At 26.1% G+C, this 21,003-nt stretch carries 17 protein-coding genes; 13 read left to right on the forward strand and 4 right to left on the reverse strand.

Going from position 1 to position 21,003, the window contains the following annotated elements:
• The first annotated feature begins 7 nt into the window (after positions 1-7).
• The 6 genes from X274_RS00545 to ligA are packed head-to-tail and all read left to right on the forward strand — an operon-like array spanning position 8 to position 7,999.
• Positions 8-571, forward strand: coding sequence for a hypothetical protein (locus X274_RS00545; RefSeq protein ID WP_047264837.1), 564 nt, complete (start codon positions 8-10; stop codon positions 569-571).
• 3 nt (positions 572-574) lie between these two features.
• Entirely contained in the window at positions 575-2,887 is a 2,313-nt protein-coding gene (locus X274_RS00550; RefSeq protein WP_047264838.1) for an endonuclease MutS2, read from the forward strand.
• A gap of 23 nt (positions 2,888-2,910) precedes the next feature.
• Positions 2,911-4,980, forward strand: coding sequence for a cell division protein FtsA (locus tag X274_RS00555; RefSeq protein ID WP_052913094.1), 2,070 nt, complete (start codon positions 2,911-2,913; stop codon positions 4,978-4,980).
• Positions 4,977-5,336, forward strand: coding sequence for a holo-ACP synthase (gene acpS / locus X274_RS00560; protein WP_047264840.1), 360 nt, complete (start codon positions 4,977-4,979; stop codon positions 5,334-5,336). Before X274_RS00555 ends, acpS begins: the two co-directional genes overlap by 4 nt.
• Positions 5,333-5,980, forward strand: a complete 648-nt coding sequence (locus X274_RS00565; RefSeq protein WP_047264841.1) for an MgtC/SapB family protein — start codon at positions 5,333-5,335, stop codon at positions 5,978-5,980. Before acpS ends, X274_RS00565 begins: the two co-directional genes overlap by 4 nt.
• 21 nt (positions 5,981-6,001) lie before the next feature.
• Positions 6,002-7,999: an NAD-dependent DNA ligase LigA gene (ligA, locus tag X274_RS00570; protein WP_047264842.1), complete on the forward strand. Its 1,998-nt coding sequence runs from the start codon at positions 6,002-6,004 to the stop codon at positions 7,997-7,999.
• Positions 8,000-8,060: 61 nt separating this feature from the next.
• On the opposite strand, the gene X274_RS00575 is transcribed toward ligA, so the two are convergent.
• The 3 genes from X274_RS00575 to X274_RS00585 form a co-directional block, all read right to left on the reverse strand.
• Positions 8,061-8,300 carry an acyl carrier protein gene (locus tag X274_RS00575; protein WP_047264843.1) on the reverse strand — a complete coding sequence of 80 codons (240 nt, stop codon included), beginning with the start codon at positions 8,298-8,300 and terminating at the stop codon, positions 8,061-8,063.
• Positions 8,301-8,312: 12 nt separating this feature from the next.
• Entirely contained in the window at positions 8,313-9,347 is a 1,035-nt protein-coding gene (locus X274_RS00580; RefSeq protein ID WP_231580358.1) for an NAD(P)H-dependent flavin oxidoreductase, read from the reverse strand.
• A 70-nt stretch (positions 9,348-9,417) separates the two neighbouring features.
• A complete protein-coding gene (locus X274_RS00585) occupies positions 9,418-10,062 on the reverse strand; it encodes a TetR/AcrR family transcriptional regulator (RefSeq protein ID WP_047264844.1) in 645 nt (214 codons plus the stop codon).
• 420 nt (positions 10,063-10,482) lie between these two features.
• Here X274_RS00585 and X274_RS00590 point away from each other — a divergent pair, with 420 nt between their 5' ends.
• Both X274_RS00590 and X274_RS00595 read left to right on the forward strand, forming a co-directional pair.
• Positions 10,483-10,920 carry a GatB/YqeY domain-containing protein gene (locus X274_RS00590; RefSeq protein WP_047264845.1) on the forward strand — a complete coding sequence of 146 codons (438 nt, stop codon included), beginning with the start codon at positions 10,483-10,485 and terminating at the stop codon, positions 10,918-10,920.
• Between the two features lies 1 nt (position 10,921).
• Positions 10,922-12,079, forward strand: coding sequence for a TolB family protein (locus X274_RS00595; RefSeq protein ID WP_047264846.1), 1,158 nt, complete (start codon positions 10,922-10,924; stop codon positions 12,077-12,079).
• A 2-nt stretch (positions 12,080-12,081) separates the two neighbouring features.
• Here the strand turns inward: X274_RS00595 and X274_RS00600 are convergent, their stop codons facing one another.
• Entirely contained in the window at positions 12,082-12,540 is a 459-nt protein-coding gene (locus X274_RS00600) for a chemotaxis protein CheW (protein ID WP_047264847.1), read from the reverse strand.
• Positions 12,541-12,775: 235 nt separating this feature from the next.
• Here X274_RS00600 and X274_RS00605 point away from each other — a divergent pair, with 235 nt between their 5' ends.
• The 5 genes from X274_RS00605 (at position 12,776) to X274_RS00625 (ending at position 21,002) form a co-directional block, all read left to right on the forward strand.
• Entirely contained in the window at positions 12,776-14,935 is a 2,160-nt protein-coding gene (locus X274_RS00605; protein ID WP_047264848.1) for a methyl-accepting chemotaxis protein, read from the forward strand.
• Between the two features lie 142 nt (positions 14,936-15,077).
• Positions 15,078-17,072 carry a CHASE2 domain-containing protein gene (locus X274_RS00610; protein ID WP_231580359.1) on the forward strand — a complete coding sequence of 665 codons (1,995 nt, stop codon included), beginning with the start codon at positions 15,078-15,080 and terminating at the stop codon, positions 17,070-17,072.
• Entirely contained in the window at positions 17,065-18,243 is a 1,179-nt protein-coding gene (locus X274_RS00615; RefSeq protein WP_047264849.1) for an HD-GYP domain-containing protein, read from the forward strand. The genes X274_RS00610 and X274_RS00615 overlap by 8 nt, the downstream gene beginning before the upstream one ends.
• The gene (locus X274_RS00620) at positions 18,236-18,889 is read left to right on the forward strand and encodes a DUF3307 domain-containing protein (protein WP_047264850.1); all 654 of its coding nucleotides are present in this window, start codon (positions 18,236-18,238) and stop codon (positions 18,887-18,889) included. The genes X274_RS00615 and X274_RS00620 overlap by 8 nt, the downstream gene beginning before the upstream one ends.
• A gap of 4 nt (positions 18,890-18,893) precedes the next feature.
• Positions 18,894-21,002: a hypothetical protein gene (locus X274_RS00625; protein ID WP_047264851.1), complete on the forward strand. Its 2,109-nt coding sequence runs from the start codon at positions 18,894-18,896 to the stop codon at positions 21,000-21,002.
• The last annotated feature ends 1 nt before the right edge of the window (position 21,003 follow it).

A 21,003-nucleotide genomic window follows, 5' to 3' on the forward strand; every position in this document is an offset into this window, starting at 1 on the left:
GGGTAAAATGGCAAAAAATAAAATCTTACTTCTATTCTTAATATTGTTTAGTTTCTTTGGATTTTCTTTTAACCTTTTTACAATAGGAACTTATGGAATAACCTCATCATCAACATCTTTAGATATAAACACATGGGATGAAAACTTCAAAGATTTTAATTATTATTCTTTTAAAATTGCTATAATGTATCCAGCTGAAGATTCTCCAGAAATGCTTTTTGGACCTTATTTTGGATATATAATTTATGATAATCTTGATAAAACACAGATGAAAGATTTAAATGCCATAATAGAAAGTGCCGGATATGAATTTGGTATTGCAACATTATACAATACAGAATTTTTGTTTAACTCAAAATTTAATGTGTTAGCATTTGGTGGAGTTCATACAGAGGATCAATTTCAATCATTATCAACTTCTATTAGCATAAATCTGGGCATTTCATATAAAATATCAAGTTTTAATTTATCATTGTTTGCAGGATATGAATCAAGATATTTTTCAACGGATAATAAGATGGTCACAATAAATTATTTTCCCGTTTCTTTAGGTATGGAGGTGCTCTTTTAATTAATGAATCAAAAATCATATAACGATTTAGAAATAAATAAAATATTGGAAAAGATTTCGAGATATTCTTTTTCAAAATATGGAAAGAAATATATTTTAGAAAAATTTGAATATATAAAAGATTATAAATTGTTAGAAAAAGAATATATGATATTAAAAGAATATCAGGAATTTATTCTAAAATATGGAGAATTTGATTTAAGGGGAATTCCTGCAATTTATTTAGAAATAGAAAAAATTGAAAATAATATGTATTTAACACCTGTTGAATATAAAAAAATATCTAATTTTTTATCTCAAATATTAAATGTCAGAGATGAAAATAAGAAACTATTAAAAAGTTACAATGAATTAGATAAAATATTTAATTCTATTCCTGATACGAACAAAGTTATAAAATTAGTGGATAAATCTATAGATGAAGACGGAAATATTAAAGACACGGCGAGTGATAGGTTAAGACAGTTAAGAAAAAAAATCGATATAATAAAAAAAAATCTAAGCGCTGCTCTAAAAAGAACCATATCAAAATATCATAAATATGTATCTTTAGAACAACCAACGTTAAAAAACAATAGATATTGTATAGTAGTAAGGAGTGAATATAAAAATAAAATAGGTGGTACGATAATTGCGTATTCTGATACAGGGATTTCTGTTTATATTGAACCATATGAGATAGGAAAATTAAATTCAGAACTTCAGGATTTAATAGCGTTGGAAAAATCTGAAATCTCAAGGATATTGGGGAATATTTTTTTAGAAATTACAAAAAATATATATTCAATAAATAAAACTATTGAAATAGTTGAGTATATTGATGGTTTAACAGCTAAAATCAGATATGCAAAAGAGTATAATTATGTATTTTCATTACCTGATTATAAAAATAATACAATAGTACTTGATGGTATTAGACATCCATTAATAAAAAAAGATGAAGTTGTTCCTGTAAATCTGAAATTATCGAAAGATAAATGTGGAATGATAATTACAGGGCCTAATACGGGAGGAAAAACAGTAGTCTTAAAATCAATTGGAATTAGTGTGATTTTTTCTCACGCAGTTTTCCCAATTCCAGCATATAATGCAAAAATTCCATATTTTAACAATGTATATACAGATATTGGGGATGAGCAAAGCATTGAACAAACATTGAGCACATTTTCTGCTCATTTGAAAAATATAAAATATATTTTGGATAATAGCGACGAAAATTCGTTGATACTAATAGACGAACTTGGAACAGGAACAGATCCTATAGAAGGTTCTGCATTAGCATTAGCGATAATTGAAAAATTGATAGAACTTAAATCTACATTTTTTATAACTTCCCATTTATCAGCAGTAAAAATATTTTCAATAGAAAACGAAAATTTAATGTCTGCTTCAATGGGGTTCGACAAAGAAAACTTAATGCCCACTTATAAATTATTAGTCGGTGTTCCAGGAGCATCTCATGCTATTGATATTGCAGAGCGATTGGGATTACCAAATGATGTATTATTAAAGGCAAATAATTTTTTAAGCAAAGAACAGGTCTTTGATGATAAAATTATAGAAAACTTAACTCAAATATATGAAGAATTAGAAAAAGAAAAGGAAAAACATGAATTAAAACATAAAGAAGTTATAGAATTAAAACAGAATTTAGAAGAAAAAATGAAAATATTAAAGAAAAAAGAAATTGAAAAGATAGATGAAGACATAAAAAAATATAGAAATTATCTGAGAGAATTGAAAAAAGAAATAGATTATTACATTAGTATACTAAAAAAAGAAAAAAATATAAACCAACTGAGAGAATTGGGTAAAATGGTTGAAAATAAAAAAAGAGAAATAGAAAAAATAAAAATTAATGATAAAAAAAGAAAAAAAACAAATATACAAATTGGGGATATAGTGAATATTTCAGGTGAAAAGGCAAAAGTTATAAAAATAAAGGGTGACAAAATTATAATAAAATTCTTTGATAAGCCTTTTGAATTAAGTGTTTCTATGGATGAAATTAATATTGAAAAAGATGAGATAAAAAAAGAAAAGAAAATTGAAAAGGTATATATTGTTCATAATAAAAAGAATGAAATAGATATAAGAGGTATGACTGTAGAAGAAGCTATACCGGAAATAGAAAAATTTATTTCCGATATGATTTTGTCAAACTCTAATAATGGATATATAATTCATGGTAAGGGAACTGGAAAATTAGCAATGGGTATATGGAATTTTTTAAGAAAAAATAAAAAAATAAAATCATTTAGACTTGGTAATGATAAAGAAGGCGGAACTGGAGTTACATATATAGAGATAAAATAACAAATCCTCATTGGAGGTGTATTATGTTTGCACTGGATATAGGCACAAGATTTATTGTTGGATTAATATCAGAAATGAATGAAGATTCAGAAATTATAATAAAAGATATTGCAATAAAAGAGCATGAGAACCGTGCTATGCTTGATGGGCAAATTCATGATGTTACTAAAGTGTCAAAAGGTGTTGAGAAAGTAATAAATAAGCTTAAAGAAAAAAATAACGAAATAAAACATGTTGCTGTAGCCTTAGCAGGTAGATTTTTAGTTACAACTGTTGGAGAATATGAAAAAAACATATCTGAAAACAAATATATTGATTATAATACAGTAAAGACTTTAGAATTAGAAGCGGTAAAAAATGCAGTTGAAAATTTAGAAATTGAGAAAAATTTTTATTGTGTGGGATATTCTGTATTATATTATGAAATTGACGGAGAGTGGATAAAAAAATTAGAAGGTCAAAAAGGGAATGTTGCAAAAGTAAAAGTAATAGCAGCTTTTTTGCCGAAAAATGTTGTAGATGCTATGTTGGCTGTATTAGAACTTAATAATTTAGAACCTGTTCATATTACGCTTGAACCTATAGCAGCTATGAATTTAATTGTACCAGAAGATTTAAGAACACTAAATATAGCCATGATAGATGTTGGAGCAGGTACCAGCGATATAGCAATATCCAAAGATGGAACAATAATCGGTTATGGAATGGTACCAATGGCTGGAGATGAAATTTCAGAAGCAATTTCTAAAGAATTACTTGTCGACTTTAAAACTGCTGAACGATTGAAAAGAGCTCTGAATTCTGGCGATGATACTATATTAAAATATAAAGACATTTTAGATTTTGAGCACGAAATAACAAAAGATGAAATTATGGAAATTATAAATCCAACAATTGAAGAAATTACAGGTAAAATAGCAGAAAAAATTTTAGAATTAAATGGAAAACCTCCAATAGCTGTAATGGTAGTTGGAGGTGGAGGTAAAGTTCCAGGATTTGTAGAAAAATTATCTTTAAAATTAAATTTGTCAAAAAATAGAATAACTTTAAAAGACGTAAAAAATATAGATTATGTGAAATTTGAAAATGAAGATAAAACAATTGAAGGTAGTGAATTTATCACGCCAGTTGGAATAGCATATGTTGCACATAAAAATGAAGGGAATGTATTTGCAAGAGTTTTGGTTAACAATAAGCCTATTAATATGATGCTGGTTGGTGGAAATATTTCTGTAATACAGGTATTATTACAGGCGGGATTTGGAATAAATGATCTTGTAGGCAAGCCAGCTCCAGCAATATCTTATGAGATAAATGGTGAATTGAAATTTATTCCTGGTGAAAAAGGAAAAGAGGCAGAAATAAAAATAAATGGGATGAAAGCCGATTTAAAATCACCTATAAAACCGGGAGATATAATCGAAGTTGGCAAGCCTGAAAATGGAAAAATAAAAAAGGTATACTTTAAAGATATTATAAAAGCGTATAAAATATATATCGATGGAAAATTATATGAAATATATCCCAAAATCTATAGAGAAGATAAAGAAACAGATATTTCAGAGGAATTAAATGATGGGGATAAAATAGAAATAAAAAATCCTTTTGTAAAAGATTTAAATATAAAAACTACAGTAATAAAATTCTCAATTAACGATAATTCTTATGAAATACCAGCAGGAAAAATCATTTTAAGAAATGGAAATATATTGAATGATTATGATGAAATAAAAGATGGTGACAGATTAAACACAAAATTCATTGATTTACCAAATATTGCAGATTTTATTGATATTAAACCAGAAAAGTTTATTACAGTGGTTTTGAATGGGAATAATATAGAAATACCGATAGAAGAAATTATAGTAAAAGATAAAAACAATAAAATAGATATAAATAATAAAGTTTATAACGGTATGCATATTAAGGTAGAAAAAGTGGAAAAAGATATAAAATTATTAGACCTATTTTTACATATAGATTTAGATATAAGCAGTTTCACCAAATATAGAATATTTATAAATGATAAAGAAATATTCAGCTTTAATGAGAAAATAAACAATGGAGATAATATAAGGATGGAATTTGAATGATAAAGGGAATAGGCATAGATATAGTTGAGATTGATAGAATAACAGATGGTATTGAAAATAAGATATTAAGCGAAAAAGAATTAAAAATATTAAAGAAGTTTCAAGGCAGAAAAAGAAAAAAAGAGTTTATTGCAGGAAGATTTTCTATAAAAGAATCATTAATAAAAGCATGTGGGATTTTTATACCTTTTAAAAAAATAAGCATTCTTAATAATGAAAATGGAAAACCTTATATAGATAAAGAAACATTAAGATATATAGAAGAAATATTCGGTGAAATAAAAATACATATTTCAATATCTCACGAAAACAATTACGCAGTTTCAATGGTGATAATCGAAGAGGTGGAACGATGACATATTATGAAATAATAATAAAAATAATATTATCTTCAATATCTGGGGCCTTAATTGGATATAATAGAGAAAAAATAAATAGACCAGCTGGAATCAGAACTCATGCGCTGTTGTCTTTAGGTGCGAGCATATTGACAATTATATCGATAACATCATTTTATGACCCTATAGCAAAAGTTGGAGACCCAGGAAGAATTGCAGCTCAGATTGTTTCAGGAATAGGATTTTTAGGTGCAGGTACAATATTAAAGAATGGTAATAAAGTTAAAGGATTAACCACCGCTGCAACATTATGGGTATCTGCATCAATAGGTATGACATTTGGTGCAGGCGCATATTTCGTAGGGATTAGCGCTTTAATAATAACGCTAATTATTTTATATATAAACAAATTTTCAAAACATTTAAATATGGAAAGAACTATTGAAATAACTTTAAAAGATAAAAAAGATATTAAAGAAATATTGGATATATTCTCAAAACATAATAATATAATATTAAAAAATATCGACTTTTCACAAAAAGATGATGGGATATTATATTTTGTTCTGGAAAAACCAGGTTATATGGAAATATCCAAAATCCAAAAAGAATTGATGTATATAGAGAATATTGAAAATATAAATATAATTGATGATAATTAATGAAAGGTGGAAATAATTATTATGATATCAGAAGATATAAAAAAAGAGTATGAAGAACTAAAAAATAATATAGAAAAATATAATTATTACTACTATGTATTAAATAATCCTTTAATTTCTGATACCGATTATGATAAATTATTTAAAAAACTAATAACATTAGAAAAAAAATATCCGGAATTAAAAACACCAGATTCTCCAAGTTTTAGAGTTGGAGGTAAAATATTAAAACAATTTAACACTGTGCCACATACTGTTCCTATGCTGAGTTTGGATAACACATATAATGAAAAAGAAGTTATAGAATTTGATGAAAGAATAAAAAAACTTCTTAATCTTAAAAATGTTGAATATACATGCGAATTAAAAATAGATGGAATTTCAATATCGCTAAGGTATGAAAATGGAATCTTAATTCAGGGAATAACAAGGGGAAATGGAATAAATGGAGACGATGTAACAGAAAATATTAAAACAATTAGGAGCATACCTCTAAAATTAAAAGAACCCGTGACCATTGAGGTTCGCGGAGAGGTTTTTATGCCTAAAAAGGAGTTTTTAAGAATAAATGAAGAAAGAGAAAATGAAGGGCTGAACGTGTTTGCAAATCCGAGAAATGCAACTGCAGGTACTATTAAACTTCTTGATACATCTGAAGTTTCTAAACGACATCTTGATTCTTTTATTTATTATATATTAGAACCTGAAAAACATAATATAAAAACACAGATAGATGCCTTAACGTACTTAGAAAAATTGGGATTTAAAGTGAACAAAGAAACTAAGCTATCTAAAAATATATATGGAGTAATTGAATATTGGAAATACTGGACAGAAAATAAAAACAAATTAGAGTATGATGTGGATGGAACTGTTATAAAGGTTAACAATTTTGAATATCAAAAAAAATTAGGAAATACCGCACGTAGTCCAAGATGGGCAATAGCCTTTAAATTTCCAGCTGAACAGGCAATTACAAAAATCAAAGATATTATATTTCAAGTTGGAAGTACTGGCATAATTACTCCTGTGGCTATTTTTGAACCAGTATTTTTAGAAGGAACTACTGTTCAAAGAGCTAGTTTACACAATTTTGATTATATAAAAGAAAGAGATATTAGAATTAATGATTATGTAAAAATAGAAAAAGCTGGAGGAATAATTCCGCAAATAGTTACAGTTTTAACAACAAAAAGAACTGGAGAGGAAAAAGAGATTAAAATTCCTGAAAAATGTCCTGTTTGTGGTGGAAAAGTTGGGAAGATGAATTCTCAAGAAATAGCAGTAAGATGTTTAAACCCATTATGCAAAGCGAAATTAAAAAGAAATTTAGAAGTTTGGGTATCAAGAGATGCAATGAACATACAGGGTTTAGGACCAAAGTTAATTGATAGAATTGTTGAAGCAAAATTAGTAGAAAAGGTATCTGATTTATATAAGCTAGATCATTTTAAACTCGCCACATTGGGGCACGGTATAGGTCCAAAAATGATAAGCAAAATTTTACAACAAATTGAAAAATCTAAAAATAGAGGATTAGAGAAAGTTTTATATGCATTGGGGATTCCAAATGTTGGAAAGAAAATAGCCAAAGATCTTGCAATAAAATTCAAAAGTATTGATAATCTCATAAATGCTGAATACGATGAATTAATATCCATAGAGGGAATTGGGGAAGATATTGCTCAGCAAATATATGATTTTTTCAGAAACAAAAGAATAAAAGATATAATCGATGAATTAAAAGAATATGGGATTAAATTAACTCAAGAAAATGAGGGAATAGGTGATATTTTTAAAAATATGAATATTTGTGTAACTGGAGAATTAGAAAGAATGTCACGTAGAGAACTAAAAGAAGTTATTGAAAAGAATGGTGGTATATTTAAAGATACAGTAACCAAAAAACTTGATTTATTGGTAGTAGGAAAAAATGCAGGTAGCAAATTGGAAAAAGCAAAAAAATATGGTATTCGAATATTAACTGAAAAGGAATTTTTTGAACAATTTAAGATATAGGCATTAATAATAAAAGGAGCACAAGGTGCTCCTTTTATTAAAAAAATTCCAAAAGGGGAAGTTAATTTTTTGCTGCTAATATTTCAACAATATCTCCAACTGTCTTTATTTTCTCAAGTTCTGAATCTTCTATGGATATACCTAATTCATTTTCAAAGTCCATAGTTAAATCAACGAGTTCTAAAGAATCAAGATCGAGATCATCTGTTAAATTAGCATCTTCGGTTATTTTTTCTTTTTCGATGCTTAAACTTTCAGCCATAATATCAACAACTTTTTCAAATAATTCTTTCTTATCCATATTCTTTCCTCCTTAATTTTCAAATAATTCTTCTATAATATCTTTAACCTTTTGCATTTTATTGATTTTCGAAACGGAACCTCCACTAAAAACAAATCCATCATTGATATTTCCTATAGCTGCATTATACAAAGCTTTTGCAATACAATAAGGAGCATTTTTAAAATCACATGTTTTTATACAATGATATCTGCACTCATAAGGTTTCCTTTCTCCTTTTTCAACAGATTCAATAAACTCATTTCTAATAGCTCTGCCAGGCAATCCAACAGGGCTTTCAATAATAGCGATATCATTAGATTTTGCATTTATTATAGTTTCTTTGAATTTAATATCAGCGTCACACTCTTCTGTTGCTATAAATCTTGTACCCATTTGAATACCATCAGCTCCTAAATCTAACACTCTATTAACATCACTTTTTGAAAATAAACCACCTCCTGCTATTAAAGGAATATGTTTTCCAAACTTTTGTTCTATAGTTAATAAATAGTCTTTAATAATAGGGATATTTCTTTCAAGTTTGGAATCTTTCGAAAATATTTTTTCTTTTTTATAGCCAAGATGACCACCTGCTAATGGACCTTCTAAGACAAAAGCATCAGGCAAATAGTTATATCTAGACATCCACTTTTTTACTATTATTTGAGCTGCTTTTAAAGAAGATATAATAGGAACTAATTTAGTCTTACTATTATTCAAAAAAGATGGCAAATTTAAAGGTAGTCCCGCACCAGAAAAAATGATATCAATACCTTCATCGATAGCAGTTTTAACCATATCAGAATAATTAGTAAGTGCAACCATTATATTAACCCCAATAATGCCTTTTGTTTTTTTCTTAGCACTTCTAATATAATTTCTAAGACTTTCTATACTCGCTTCTTTATAGTTTTTTATATTAGAAAAAAAGCCTATTCCAGCAGTACCTATAACTCCAATTCCTCCAGCATTTGCAACTGCAGAAGCTAATCCATCAAGCGATATTCCAACAGCCATTCCTCCTTGAACAATTGGATATTTAGGTATAATATTTCCTATTTTCAACTTTCTTATAATAATATCACCTCGCTCATTTAAAATGACTCATGGTCATTAAAAGATAAAATAAAAAATATTATTCATCATTTTTTAAACTTTTTTCAATAAACATTACGTAATAATCCAGTATTTCTTCGGCTGGAAAATCTTCATCCCAATTTTCATATAACTTTTTTCTTAAATTGAACTGTTGAACAATACCGACAGTCTGTAACCACAATAACATAGATAATTTGTTTACATCAATATCTTTTCTTATAGAACCATCATCAATACCTTTTAGAATCAATAATTTTAAAATATCATAAATCTCTTCGCTTTTTTCATAAGTATTTATTATAATTATTTCGGAAGGGTCCAGAATAGCCTTTTCAGACTCATACTTGATAACAAAACTATAGTAATCAGGATATTCTCTATAAAACTGAATATATGCACGCCCCATATTTAAAATTTTATCCAATCCTGTATTTACAGCATTTATTTTATTTTTTATTAAATCTTCTAATATTAAAAGCCCTTCATATACTAAGGAAAAAAACAAATCTTTTTTACTGGAGAAATATAAATACAACGTACCTTTTGCCATTTTTGAATTTCTGGCAATTTCATTCATAGTTGTATTTTCATAACCTTTATTATAAAAAATCTCTTTAGCAGTTTGCATTATAATTCTTTTCTTCTCAAGAATTTTATCCTCATTATATTTTTTTCGTGTCATACAATTCTCCTGACTATTGGTCATTTTCTCTCGATGATTATAACATTTTTTTTTATTTTTGTCAATATTAAAAATATGCTAATTTATTTCTGTTGATATTAAATAAATATATATACGTTGTCCAAAAAGTAAAGCCGCTCAAACCTTAATTGCTAATCTTCAAAAATAGCATATTTTCGCCGGTCGTATCAGACTCACATCCATGTTCGGCTTCACTCAATTTTGCATCCGTGCAAAATTGTCCGGCTTCATATGCTATTTTTTCAGGCAATTTTCGAGTTTTCGCTTACTTTACTAATTGGACACCCTATAAATATATATACAGTTTTTCATAAAATAACCCTCTAAATTTCAAATATTTTTATTGAACTTTAAATTATATATGGTATAATATATGAAAATTGAAAGGAGTGTGAAGGTATGGAATTAATTAACAAATTAAATAATGATATAAAAAAATTCATGAAAGAAAAAAATTCTAAAGCTTTAAACGCTATAAAAATACTTAAAACAGAAATAAAAAAAGCTGAAGTTGAAAAACAAAGAGAGTTAAACGAAGAAGAAATTTTAACAATAATAAGAAAACAAATAAAAATGAGAAGAGACTCTATTGAACAATATAGCAATGCAGGTAGAAATGATTTAGTTGAAGAAGAGAAATATGAATTAGAAATTTTGCAACAATATCTTCCACCTGAAATGTCAGATGAAGAAATTGAGAATATAGTAAAAGATATTATTAATGAAATTGGAGAAAATGCAAAATTCGGGCAAATAATGGGATTGGCTATGAAAAAATTAAAAGGAAAAGTTGATGGAAATAGGGTTAATTCAATAGTAAAAAAGTTGTTGAGTTAAAATGAAAAAAATACTATTATTCTTGTTTTTATCCATAATTATTATCAATTTTTCTCAAATAAAAATAAAAAAAGAAAATATATTATTAATTCAAAACTCAAATTCATGGATTATGAACGAGATTGTCGATGAATTTGAGTCTAAGCTTTCGTATTCATATAATGTATATAAAGAAGATAAGAATGAAGATTATAATTTAAAGATAGTGTTTTCAGAAGATGCTTCTAAAAACAATGTTCGAATTTTGGCTTCATTTGATGGAACTGTTTTGGATTTGTCTGAGAAAATAAAGGATAATGAAGAATGGGTGAAAAAATTTACTATTAAAGTACTTGAAAAAATATCTTTTAATCGATTTTTTTACAGTAAGCAATGGAATTTTTTACAATTAACTTACTGGGATGGTGTGGATGAATATCCATCAATGTCACCAGATGGAAACAAAATAATTTTTATTTCTGATAGATATATAGGTAATAGAAATATATGGGGATACGATTTTATGGAAAATAAATATATAAGTATTCCTTTAAATTTTTCTTCTGAGTATTTTCCAAATATAACAGAAGATGGTTCTTTTGTATTTCAGAGTTCGCTGTATGGAAAATGGGACGTTTTAATTTATAATCCTGAATTAGAAAGTATAAAGAGGATATCTGACGATTCTTATAATGCATATACTCCGTATTATCATAAAGGGAATATATATTTTTCGGCAGAAGAGAGAAATGGGAAAAGTTGGACAGAAATTTATAAATATAATATAATAGAAGACAATATTGAAAAGATTACTTCATTAAAAGATACATTTAAGTTTAGACCAGTAGTATTTAAAAACAAAATAATATTTCAGATGATAAATCCAACAAATGGACAAAATAATATATATATGCTTGAAAAAAATAAAATTATACCTTTGATATTTTCAGATCAAAATGAAGTTGATCCATATGTTTATAAAAATTATATAGTATATTCTAAATTAGAAAAAGGTTATTATAAAATATCATTATATGATATAAAAAATAAGAAAGAATTTTGTTTAACATCAGATATTTATGATGATGCATTTTACCCTTATGCATATAATAATATCGTATTATTTTCATTATATTATAAAAATGGGGAGCCTGATATTTTTGCTGTCAGACTCCCATAATATTATGATTTAATAACCTTATCTAATTCAATTTTTTCTTCTGTTGATAATATTTTTTCAACATCTATTAAGAAAATCATATCCTCTTCAGTTTTAATAATACCGCTTATATAATCGGCTTTTGTTCCTCCTACTGATGGCGTTTCTTCAATCTGTTCCTGCTTTATATTCATAACCTCTTTTACTTCGTCAACCATCAAGCCGAATTTTTTTTCTCCTGTTTTTACAACTAAAACTTTAGCTTTATATTTGTCTTGAAATTGAGGATAATTGAATTTCAATCTTAAATTTATTATAGGTAAGACACCATCTCTAAAATTAACAATTCCTTCAATAAAATCAGATGCTTCAGGTACTTTTGTAGTTTTTTGATATTCAATAACTGTATCAACATGATTAATGTCAATGGCAAATTTTTCATCATCAATTTCAAAACTTACAGCTTTCAATTCAACAGACATAATTATCCCTCCTTATACTTTTGTTTATATTATACCATAAATAAAAGTATTTTTGAATAATTATACATACATAGTATTTTTGTTGTACAATACATAAAAAGCAAAAATTCATAGATTGCAAAAACATCTGCTACGAAAAAGCACATTTAAGATGGCCATTCTGTATAAATATGTGTTTGAAAAAACAAAAATGTATGATATAATTTTTTAATAAATATAAAGAAAGGGTGGTTTAATGAAATTGAAAAGTAAATTACTCACTATTTTTATTTTAACATTATTTGTTCCTTTTTTTGTTTTAGGATATTTTTCACTAAATAGTTCAAAAAAAGCTCTTGAACACGAGATTGTATCAAATTTTTCGAATATTATGGATTCCAAAACTTTTGAATTATCTTTGATTCTTGATAATTATAAAGGAGATTTGGAAAATATCGCACATTTTCAATATATACCATTAATGTTAAAATCTATGAATTCGTATTTTAAAGATTTTCAGAATATAAAAAATTTAAAAGAAGTATATGTGGAGAAAAATCCTAATTCTCCTGAAGAAAGATATAAATTATATAAGATTGATGATGAAAATTTAGAAAAATATGGAGATGATGAATTTGCAATTTCAGATTATGATTTATTACACAGAAAGTATCATCCTAATCTTGTAAGTTATGCTTTATCTCAAAATTTAGAAGATGTGTATTTAATAAATAACAAAGGTGATATTATTTACACCTTAAATAAAGGAGAAGAATTCACTGAAAATATTGAAAATTCAGAATTAAAAAATACATCTTTAGGTAAATTGTATGATAAACTTAAAAAGCAAGAAGATGACAAGATTAATATCGAATTTTCCAGTATTGAAATATATAAATTTAAAAATAATAAACCCATATTATTTATAGGAACACCTTTTGTATATAGGTATTCAAGGTATGGATATATAATAATAGCAATTGATTTTCAAAAGATAGGAAAAACAATATTTGATAATATAAACAAAAAAGACTTTACAAATATATATGTTTTAAACTCAAAAAATATCTTGATTACAAAATTGAAAAGTGTAAAATCCGGAAAAAAAATAGAAGAAATACCATCAATTTTAAATAATATTATGGAATATTCAAATTTTGAAAACAATGATGTATTGGGAATATCTTCTGAACTTTCTTTAAATAATGAGAAATTGAAAATAATATTGGAAGAGGATAAACATATAGCGTATATGCCAATAAATAATTTGAGAAATGCATTAATTATTATAATTGCTATTACATTAATAATTGCTGTGATTATTGCAATAGCATTTTCTAATAGCTTAACAAAACCAATAAAAGTAATAGAAAATAATGCATTATTGGTATCTAAAGGTGATTTGACAAAAAATATTTCTATAAAAAGAAAAGATGAAATAGGGTTAATAGCAAATATTTTTAATTTATTAAAAGACACTATTAAAAATATATCGATTTCGTTTAATAAATATTCGAATACATTGAATAATGTAGAAGAAAAATTAAATCTAACTTCAGAAGAATTAATAGATATTACAAATAAAACATTTGAATCATTTGAGGAAATTAAAGAAAATTTAGAAGTTGTTGCATCGTCGGCTGAAGAAACTACCGCTAATATTGAAGAAATTACTTCAGGAGCCGATTTGTTATCTAAATCAGCAAATGATTTAAATTTAAAAACAAAAGAAATTTCAACTAATGCATCTTCAGGAAAATCAAATATTCAAAGTATGATAAATGATGTATCTAATATAGAAAAATTAGTTGAAAAAAGCAATTCTATGATTTCTAAATTATTTGAAAAAACTAAAGCCATTGAAGCAATAGTAGATCAAATAACCGAAATATCAAAACAAACAAATTTATTAGCGTTGAATGCTGCAATAGAAGCAGCAAGGGCTGGAGAAGCAGGAAAAGGGTTTGCTGTAGTTGCCGATGAAATAAGAAAGCTTGCTGACGAGTCAAGTAGATCAGCTGCTAATATTACAGAAAATTTAAATTCGCTTGTAGAGGATGCCAGTGATGCCTTGAAAGAAAGTTCTAATATAACAAATAACGTTAATCAAATAGTAGAATCAATAAAAGAAATAGGAAAACAGATGGAGATTATACTTTCTGAAATTGATACTATTGGAGAAATGGTTGAATATACCTCTAATATATCAGAACAGCAGAAAATTTCAACTTCGGAAATAACAAAAGCAATAGAGGCTATTTCCGTTTCAATTCAACAAGTAACTGAAAAAGTAGAAAACATTGCAAAAATGATGAATACACAAAAATATAAGTTGGAGAACTTTGATAACTTGATTGAGGATTTGGAAAGCATGACAAAGGAAATGATGAAATTTTCCAGTAAATTTAAAATTTAAAAAAGTTTTTTGATATAAATAAAATAATTACAATCTTTTATTTAATAGGGTCATAAAGAACCTCAGGAAAATTCCTGGGGTTTTTGTTATTATTGTTATATAAAAAAACAAATAATATGTTATAATTATATTAGGTGATAGTATGAAAATGTTTAAATATAGATTAAAAATAACCCATATGCTATTTATATTATTTTTATCAATTTATATAATAACTTACTTATTAAACAATCCATGGATTGAAATTTTTGAGTTAAAAACATTAGATTTAAGATATAGAATTCGTGGAGAAAATCAAATTAAAACTGATGTGATTATTATTGCAATAGATGAAAACTCTTTAATAAATATGTCTACTAAATTTAATGATGAGTGGCCGTGGAATAGAGAACATTATGCCAGAATGGTTGCCAAATTATTCAAGCTTGGAATTAAAGCAGTAGGTTTTGATGTTTCGTTTACAACACCTTCGGAAAGTAATATAATGAGTAATGGGAAATCAAAAGACGATGTATTATTATCTGCTATATTAAGGAAATACAATAAAGTTGTATTGGGAACATATTTAACTGTTGAAAAAAAGAATTTTGATGAATATAATCCTGAGTTTCGCAAAGAATTGGAAAAAAATAAATATTACCTAAAATATTCATTTAAACTTAAAAACCCTGAATATTTACCATTATTTTATCCTTTAACTGCATATAAAATAATTCCGCCAATTCCCGAATTTTCTTCTCTTGTGCCAGCTTCAACATATGAAATTGGACAGCTTGATCCTGATGGTGTAGCCAGAAGTTTGCCACTCATATTTAAAGAAGAGTGGGCGGCAGAAAAAGGATATAGTACCGGGTTATTTCCACATATGGATATTATGTTGTATGCATTTTATAAAAATTATAATATTACTAACTTTATTTTTGATCCTAAAAATTACCAAATTCAAATTGGAAATGAAAATATTAAAACTGATAAAAATGGTTCTTATTTGTTGAATTTTTATGGAAAAGGAAAAAATATATTTGATACCATCTCTTTTTATGATCTGGTTTATAGTAACAAATACGACAATTATGATTTTAAAGGTAAAATTGCAATATTAGGATATTCTGCAACTGCTAAAGGGTTATATGATTTAAGAATTACACCTTTTTCAAATAATGAACCTGGTGTTTATTTGCATGCAACAGCAGTTCAAAATTTAATAAACAAGGATAAAATCTCGAGAATAAACTTTTTTTATACAATTATTATTTTGGTATTTATACTCTTGTTGTCTTTATTATTTACGTCTTTCAAAAAAATATATATTAAACTCATATCTTTTTTAATTCCTATAACATATATTTTTGTTTCTTACATATTATTCAAAAATAACATATGGATTGATACTTTTTATCCTTTATTATCTACCCTTAGTATATCTACAATAGATACAGTTCAATCAGTTTTAAATGAATCAAAAGAAAAAAAGAAAATAAAATCTTTCTTTTTTAAATATGTTCCTGATTTTGTAGCTCAAAAACTCCTTGAACAAGGTAAAACAGAATTAGGTGGCGAGAAAAAAAACGTTGTTTTAATAATGTCTGATATTGTGGGTTTCACAGAAAAATCTGAAAAGTTATCTCCAGAAGATGTTGTGCGTTTTTTAAATTATTATCTCTCTCAAATGGCCGATATAATAAGAAATAAATATTATGGAACTATTGATAAGTTTATAGGGGATTTAATTATGGCAATTTTTGGAGCTCCAATAGAATTTGGTGATGAAGTAGATAGGGCAATATCCTGCGCTTTAGATATGCGTAAAAAATTAAAAGATATAAATATAGAACTAAAAAATATGGGATTTGATTTTGAAGTGAATGCTGGAATAGGAATGCATTATGGCGAAGTAATTATTGGAAATATTGGTGCAGATTTCAGAATGGATTATACATGTATAGGGGATACAGTTAATACTACCTCCAGGATTGAACATTTAACAAGAGAATTAAATGAGTGGCTTATTGTTACCGAAGAAATTGTAAAAAGATCTAGTAAATATAAGTTCGAATATATTGGTGATTTTAAAGTAAAAGGTAAAGAATTACCATTAAAGTTATATAAGATTAAGGAAGGAGATAAGGATGAATAAAGATTATAACTTAATTTTGGAAAACATAAATTTTTTGAGAAAAAATAATATAGAATATTATATATCCATAAATAATAAAAAGTTTGTTAATACAAAAGAACAAAAAAAAGAAATAATAAAAGTGGAATATAAAAAAGAAAATAATGTAGAGATAATTTTTTTTGATAATATTGACGAGGATTATTTATTAAGTTTTGACAACGTGATTAGAAATTTCTGTAAAATTGAAAAAAAAGAGTATATAAATAATAAAATATTTGATATTCTTTCACAATTAAAACCCAATATAACTTTTGAAAAGACTATAGAAAATATTAAAAAAACTTTAAAAAATTTATTAAATCTTGATAATATGGATTTTTATATATATGAAACATCATCTTTTTTTCAAACAAATGATTTTAAACATTCTAAATTAGAAAAGAATAAATTTATATATTGTAATATTGATAAGTTGTATTTTCCCATTTTTTTTGAGGGTGAAATTTTTGGACATTTTATTCTAAAAAAAAATATGGGATTTGATTTATACGATTATACAATATTATATAAATTAAATGATTATATAAAAAAAACAATTGAAAATTCGTTTTTGGAAAATAAATTTGAAATAATACTTGATAAATCGTTAAATGTATTAACAAGCATTCTTGAAACACGTGTTCCTGGAGCTGAAAAACATTGTCATAATATTGCAAAATCAGCAATAAAAATAGGAGAATATTTAAATTTAGAAAAAAAAGATATTCAAAATCTCAAACTTGGAAGCATGATATTTGATATTGGTAAAATTGGCATTCCAGAGTATATACTTACAAAAAAAGAAGAATTAACTAAAGAAGAAAATCAATTAATAAAAAAGCATGTTTTATATGGATATGAATTGGTATCAAAAATTCCAACAATTCCAGATAAGGTAAAAAAAATAGTATTATATCATCATGAAAAATGGAATGGCGAAGGATATCCAGAGGGGCTCGAAAAAAATAAAATTCCTTTATTGGCTCAAATTATTGGACTCCTGGATACTTATTATTCTTTATTAGAAGATAGACCGTATAGAAATAAATTACCAAAAACAAAAGTTTTAGAATTAATAGATAGTTATAGCGATATATTTTTTAATCCTGAATTGGTAAATGCTTTAAAAGAGGTGGTTGACAGTGATTGAAAATATCTTTTTTTATTTTTTATTATCCCATTTAATTGGAGATTATGTCTTTCAAACATCTTATATAGCTCGCTATAAAAATTCTAAAGTTAAAGTGCTGATTCTGCATATTTTTATAATTTTTATTTCAATGTTTATTTTGTTCTTACCCTCTTCTTTAAACTTATATAATTTTATTATATTACTTTTTTTAACAGGAATACATTTATCAATTGATACTTTAAAGTTCAAAAATAGAGCAAAAAAGGCCTTCAATTCACATACCTATTATATACTGGATCAAGTAATGCATTTTTCTTCATTAATATTAGTAAGTATAATGTATAATCAAAATGAATTTCTCCTTAAACCTGAATTTACAAAAATATTATCTATAGGATTATTTAATGCGTATTTTATAAGTCTTTTATTTTATATGATAGATAATTCTTCGATGCCATATAAAAGAGATTATTTAGGCTATATATTCAGAATTACATTACCTTTTATAAAGTATTATAGTAATATATTATTTTTAATACTCTCTTTTTTGTTTGTAATGTTTTCAATTTTAATATTATTTAAAAAGAATGAAATAACTACCAGATCTGAATTAGGACCATTGTCTCTTAGTATTATAATTACTTATTTAACCATATGGAGGTGAAACTATGTTTAAAAAATTAGGGGTAATTTTCTTTTTTGTGATTTTTACATCTATACTTTTTGGAAATGTTGTTATTAATGTTGAAAATACAACTGTTTATGCAGGAGAATCTGTATTAATTGAAGTTTCAACGGATCAGTCAACATTAACGCATTTGTATGTTGATGTGACTAGTGGAGGTTTTGATGACCCATTTATACTATTTGATGGATTTGATTTAGTTGATGGAAAAGCAAATCTTACTTTCTTAGCACCATTGATTCCTGCAGAAACAACTATTACTTTTTTTAATGAAGATAAAACTTTTGAAAAAATGCTTAAACTAAAAGTTGTTGAAGAAAAAATAGATATACCAGAAACGAAATTAGTTATTTTAGAAAAGAAAGGTAATGTATTATATAAAAAACCAAATAATGATGTTTGGGATTCTCTTGCAACAAAAACTGTAATCCAGGAAAAATCAGAACTATTAACATTAGAAAATGGTTTTGTGCATTTAAAAGAACCTAATTTAAATATAGAAATTAAAGTAGCTGCTGATACACAATTATATATAAAACGTTTAAGAGTTTCAGAAAGTGGAGATATAGATATTGAATATGAATTAAAAAAAGGTGCTACTATTAATAGGATTAAAGAAATTTTAGCTCCAGGGTCAAAATATCTGGTTGGTTCTGGCTCTGTAGTTGCAGGAGTTAGAGGTACAGAATTCGGTTTTGAAAATATCAGTGGCGATACTAAAATCAGGACATTTGAAGGTACTGTATACACTATGGTTAATAATCAATTATTTCCTGTAACTGCAGGTAATATGTTTAGTTACTCACCCCAGCAGCCAAAACCTGATATACAAAAATTGGATAAACCATTAGAAGATTATGAAAAAGATCTTTCACCTAAAACTGAAGAGCAGCCTTCAGAACAACAACCAGAAAAAAAATCTGAAGAAAAAACAAAGCAGGATGAAAATCAGCAGACAACTAAAGCGAATATAGGAAATATTTCTTTTGGTAAACAACAAAAAGGAGTTAATAGTTATTTAGTATATTCTTTTGCCCCAAATTTCGATTTTGGTCCGTTTGGAATAGGAATTGGTTTTAATGCTTATCAAGAAGATATAGATAGCCCATTATATTATGGTCTTCCAACTGAAAATTCATCTCCTTCAGAGAATATTTTAAGCGCTTTATCTATTAATTATTTAAAATTTGATTTTCCTGCATTTTATATTAGATATGGTATAAGTCAGTCTTATACAAAAGGATTAGGGCTTTTTATGAATAATTATACTATACCTTACTCCAGAGTAATTGATACTGAACTTAGATTCGGAAATATTAAGATTGGAGGACATGTTCCTTATGAAATAACATCACTAATACCGTTTAATTATCAACAAACATCAAATGTATTTTTTGCGTATCTCGATGCAGATTTAAGTATATTCAACATAGAAGTTACTGCTATAATGAATCTTAATAAAGAAAAACCGGAAAATGAATTTAACCAGGCATATTTAACAACAATATATAAAGATATTCTATTTTTTAGGCTTGGAGTAGAAGGTGATGTAGTTTTAACCAATGATGGAACAATAGTATATGGTCTTCTTGCTGGGCCTATTATAAACTTCCCTCCTTATTTTCAATTTATGCTTGGAATAAATTATTTGTCAGATGGTTTTAATATGGAATATCTTAATCCGTATTATGAATACAATTCTGCAAATGGTATATATATGAATTTAAATAACAAATCATCTTTTGGCATAGTTGGAAAATCCGTTTTTTCAATTTCTCCATATTTAAATATATTAATTAATTATAATAAACTATTTAGCGAGAATAGAGATAGCTTATTAACAGGCCAGATGACTTTAAATATACCATCATTAGGTGGAATTCCACAACTTACAGCAGGATTTAGTTATATGCAATATAATTTTTTAGAAGATAGCACAGTTGAAAATGTCTTTTTGAATAATAATACAAATTTACAGGGCTTTATTTATTACCCGATTTTAGAAAATTCTGGTGTAATATATTCTATAACCTATAATATGAAAAAACAAAAATTTGAATATACGCTTAATTTTGAAACAAAGGAGTTCTAAA

It is taken from the genome of Marinitoga sp. 1155, from assembly GCF_001021175.1.
GTDB lineage: Bacteria > Thermotogota > Thermotogae > Petrotogales > Petrotogaceae > Marinitoga.

Coding starts and splice junctions, on each gene's coding strand:
- X274_RS00575 (WP_047264843.1), bottom strand. CDS start 8,300: ATGGATAAGAAAGAATTATTTGAAAAAGTTGTTGATATTATGGCTGAA.
- X274_RS00555 (WP_052913094.1), top strand. CDS start 2,911: ATGTTTGCACTGGATATAGGCACAAGATTTATTGTTGGATTAATATCA.
- X274_RS00590 (WP_047264845.1), top strand. CDS start 10,483: ATGGAATTAATTAACAAATTAAATAATGATATAAAAAAATTCATGAAA.
- X274_RS00625 (WP_047264851.1), top strand. CDS start 18,894: ATGTTTAAAAAATTAGGGGTAATTTTCTTTTTTGTGATTTTTACATCT.
- X274_RS00585 (WP_047264844.1), bottom strand. CDS start 10,062: ATGACACGAAAAAAATATAATGAGGATAAAATTCTTGAGAAGAAAAGA.
- acpS (WP_047264840.1), top strand. CDS start 4,977: ATGATAAAGGGAATAGGCATAGATATAGTTGAGATTGATAGAATAACA.
- X274_RS00610 (WP_231580359.1), top strand. CDS start 15,078: ATGAAAATGTTTAAATATAGATTAAAAATAACCCATATGCTATTTATA.
- X274_RS00615 (WP_047264849.1), top strand. CDS start 17,065: ATGAATAAAGATTATAACTTAATTTTGGAAAACATAAATTTTTTGAGA.
- X274_RS00545 (WP_047264837.1), top strand. CDS start 8: ATGGCAAAAAATAAAATCTTACTTCTATTCTTAATATTGTTTAGTTTC.
- X274_RS00605 (WP_047264848.1), top strand. CDS start 12,776: ATGAAATTGAAAAGTAAATTACTCACTATTTTTATTTTAACATTATTT.
- X274_RS00550 (WP_047264838.1), top strand. CDS start 575: ATGAATCAAAAATCATATAACGATTTAGAAATAAATAAAATATTGGAA.
- X274_RS00565 (WP_047264841.1), top strand. CDS start 5,333: ATGACATATTATGAAATAATAATAAAAATAATATTATCTTCAATATCT.
- ligA (WP_047264842.1), top strand. CDS start 6,002: ATGATATCAGAAGATATAAAAAAAGAGTATGAAGAACTAAAAAATAAT.
- X274_RS00600 (WP_047264847.1), bottom strand. CDS start 12,540: ATGTCTGTTGAATTGAAAGCTGTAAGTTTTGAAATTGATGATGAAAAA.
- X274_RS00595 (WP_047264846.1), top strand. CDS start 10,922: ATGAAAAAAATACTATTATTCTTGTTTTTATCCATAATTATTATCAAT.